At 51.5% G+C, this 1782-nt stretch carries 2 protein-coding genes; one reads left to right on the plus strand and one right to left on the minus strand.

Going from position 1 to position 1782, the window contains the following annotated elements:
* The coding region (locus QSK43_RS26980; RefSeq protein WP_332306019.1) for a hypothetical protein at positions 1-220 on the plus strand (220 nt) is incomplete at its 5' end.
* Here QSK43_RS26980 and QSK43_RS26985 read toward each other — a convergent pair.
* Positions 217-1143: a nucleotidyltransferase and HEPN domain-containing protein gene (locus QSK43_RS26985; RefSeq protein ID WP_332306020.1), complete on the minus strand. Its 927-nt coding sequence runs from the start codon at positions 1141-1143 to the stop codon at positions 217-219. The two genes, QSK43_RS26980 and QSK43_RS26985, sit on opposite strands and share 4 nt — an antisense overlap.
* Positions 1144-1782 lie beyond the last annotated feature (639 nt).

A 1782-nucleotide genomic window follows, 5' to 3' on the forward strand; every position in this document is an offset into this window, starting at 1 on the left:
CAGGCGCTGTTCGATGGTTTTCCTTGCCACGATTATTCCTTTCGATTGCGGTCGCACCGGAACTGCCGCTGGTGACTACGGCTTCGTTCCTGCAAGACAGACCAGTTTCTATGAGGAGATCGACATAGTGATTGCTGGAGGAGATCGGACCATATGGTTCATGACGCTGCGGTGGCTGTTACCTGAGCTCAGGAGAGTTTGTGCTACCGGTGAAGCTTAGTCGCTGGAATTTGCGGCCTGTTCCGCAGCCCGTTCAAGGTTTTGAAGATGTTCAGCGCACGCCACTTTAATAATCTCGTAGAGCACCGATGCTCGGCCCATCATCCAAGAGAGACCTTCTTCTGACATCTCATAGTGCTCGGAATACCTGGCTTTCACATACGCCTCATTAAGAAGATTAAACCAGCTCACATATCTGGCTTGGTCGCGAGGCCAAGCGTCGATCAGCCTGACGTCACGATCCTCGGAAAGCCCTCTTAGGAATTTGAGATTATGGGATGCTGGCGTGTGATTTGTGAGGGTAAGAAGTAGAGCTCCGTACATATGTTCTACTGCTTGGTGCAACTGAAAGGCTGTGCCCGGAAAGTCTCTGTTTTGCAGGCCGAATAGTGAGAAGTTAACAAAACTATCGATCACCTTGAAGCGATTGGCAGCATGCTTTCGCGCCACTTCAAAAGCTTCGTGCGGCATCAGAACTTTCGGCTCGGCAAGTTCTCTGTCATCAAGTTCGTAAAGAGCGATGCCATCACGGCGAATATCACTGAAGAAGTATTGCCCTTCCTGCAGGAAATTGCTGATTTCGCGAGCGCCATGCACGATGAGACCGACAGGTGTCGCAATTTCCTTGTCCCACATCAGCCGCTCGGTCGCCTTGTCCCAGTACTTGGGATCGGCCAATTCCTTGTTGCTGACGATGACGAGAATATCGAAATCAGATCGATAGCCTTTCGACGTATGCGGTTCATCCACCCAGGTGCCACGCGCGTAAGAACCGAACAGAATGATTTTGAAAATCCGCCCGTCTTTTTTGGCGTCAGACTTCGAGCGCTCGACCAGATCAGCAAACTCTTCCTGAATAATTCCGACGACGCGCGCGAGCTCGCGTTGCTTTCGTTCTGGCAGGTGTTCAAGGCTGGTCTTCATGTCTGCTCCGCTTATCGACGGTGTCCTGTATGGGCCATTCCAGAGGCCTTTGAAACTCCGATTTTTGGTAGCCACCAGGCGAATGTCTGTCTTCTCCGAATATGCACATTCGATCCTGGGGCAACCGGCTCTGATTTGTGCAAATGGTATTGGAATACCCGCATTCCTCAATAGCGAACATTCAATGGTGCTTTATCTCAGGTTGTATCTCTAATTCCGTTTTTTTCCAATCGTCGGTACTCCGGGCGCCATACCGTGGCCGATTGAGCGCAGTGTTGAGGTTCTGAAGGACCGTTAACGAAGCAACCTGTCCAACCGCTGCCGCAGGTCCTCACGATGACCGCATTGCTCGTTTCGCTCCAGCGTAAATGATCCGCGTAACTTCTTCCGACGCGTTGCCTGCGCCCTCTATTGTTTGTCCAGTCGCGCCTGCAATGTTTTCTTCCACTCTTCCAGCTCCCTGATCCGTTGTGCGATCGGCCTGCGCATGTCGGTCATTTCCTGATTGATGCGTTTGCTTTCCCTGTTCAAACACAAAAAATTGCCACCGGGCGACCACTAGTTTTAGCAGTCGAAATCACCGTTCGTTGTTGCTAGCGTTGCCACCGGTAAACAGACAAGGGCGCACTTACGACTTGC

Origin of the sequence: Rhizobium sp. GR12, assembly GCF_036596185.1 — a bacterium.
Lineage (GTDB): Bacteria > Pseudomonadota > Alphaproteobacteria > Rhizobiales > Rhizobiaceae > Agrobacterium > Agrobacterium nepotum.

Coding starts and splice junctions, on each gene's coding strand:
- QSK43_RS26985 (WP_332306020.1), bottom strand. CDS start 1,143: ATGAAGACCAGCCTTGAACACCTGCCAGAACGAAAGCAACGCGAGCTC.